The following is a 1,274-nucleotide window of genomic DNA, read 5'->3' on the forward strand; positions in this document are numbered from 1 at the left end:
AACCACACGGAGACCCCGATGACCAAGACCAACATGGACCTTTCCGAACTTCTGGCCAAGCAGGACGGCGGCGATTTTCTTCGCGCAGTCGCCGAGGCCGTTCTTCAGCTGATCATGGAGGCCGATGTCGAAGGTTTGATCGGCGCTGGCAAGCATGAACGCAGCACGGATCGCGCGACATGGCGCAACGGGTATCGAGAGCGCGCTCTCGATACCCGTTTGGGCACGCTGAACCTGAAGGTGCCGAAGTTGCGGCAGGGCAGCTACTTCCCCGGCTTTCTGGAACCCCGCAAGACGTCCGAGAAGGCCCTCGTGGCCGTGATCCAGGAGGCGTGGATCGGCGGCGTGTCCACCCGCCGTGTCGATGAACTGGCGCAGGCGATGGGGCTGTCCGGCATCTCAAAGAGCACGGTGTCCAAGCTCTGCAAGGATATCGACGAACGGGTGAACGAGTTCCTCGAACGGCCCTTGGCCGGTGAATGGCCCTATGTCTGGCTGGATGCGACCTACCTCAAGGTGCGCCAGGGTGGGCGCATTGTCAGCGTCGCGGCAATAATAGCGGTCGCCGCCAACACCGACGGGCGACGCGAGATCATTGGCCTGGGGCTTGGCCCCTCTGAGGCCGAGACCTTCTGGATGGACTTCCTGCGCGGATTGAAAGCTCGCGGGCTCGACGGCACCAAGCTGGTGATCTCGGACGCCCACAGTGGCCTTAGAGCGGCGATAGAGCGCGTGTTCGACGCCACATGGCAACGCTGCCGCGTCCACTGGATGCGCAATGCCCTGGCGCATGTCTCGCGCGGTCAGCACACAGTTGTCGCCGCGGCGATCCGCCAGGCCTTCGACCAGCCAGACCGCAAGCAGGCGGGCGAAACCTGGCGCCGCGTGGCCGACCAACTCCGCCCCCGCTGGCCCAAGCTGGCCGAGCTGATGGACGAAAGCGAGCACGACGTCCTGGCCTACATGGCCTTCCCCCGCCAGCACCGCACCAAGCTGCACAGCACCAACCCCATCGAACGCCTCAATAAGGAGGTCAAGCGCCGCGCTGACGTGGTGGGGATCTTCCCGAACGAGGCCTCTATCATCCGCCTCATCGGCGCGGTCCTGTTCGAGCAGAACGACGAATGGCAGACCGCCAGCCGTTACATGCAAGTCGAGGCATTCGCCCAGATTGACCACGAGGAGACAGACCCCATTCTCAGCATCACAACCCAAGCCGCCTGATCATGACCTCAGGCCACCCGACAAATTACACCACCTTGACGGACGTGACC

General features: G+C 63.5%; 1 protein-coding gene. It reads left to right on the forward strand.

Features of this window, described 5'->3' with window-relative positions; genetic code table 11:
* Nucleotides 1–18 precede the first annotated feature (18 nt).
* Nucleotides 19–1,224: an IS256 family transposase gene (locus C8N42_RS21340; protein ID WP_107818400.1), complete on the forward strand. Its 1,206-nt coding sequence runs from the start codon at nucleotides 19–21 to the stop codon at nucleotides 1,222–1,224.
* Nucleotides 1,225–1,274: the final 50 nt, after the last annotated feature.

This window comes from Celeribacter persicus, from assembly GCF_003050785.1.
Taxonomy (GTDB): domain Bacteria; phylum Pseudomonadota; class Alphaproteobacteria; order Rhodobacterales; family Rhodobacteraceae; genus Celeribacter; species Celeribacter persicus.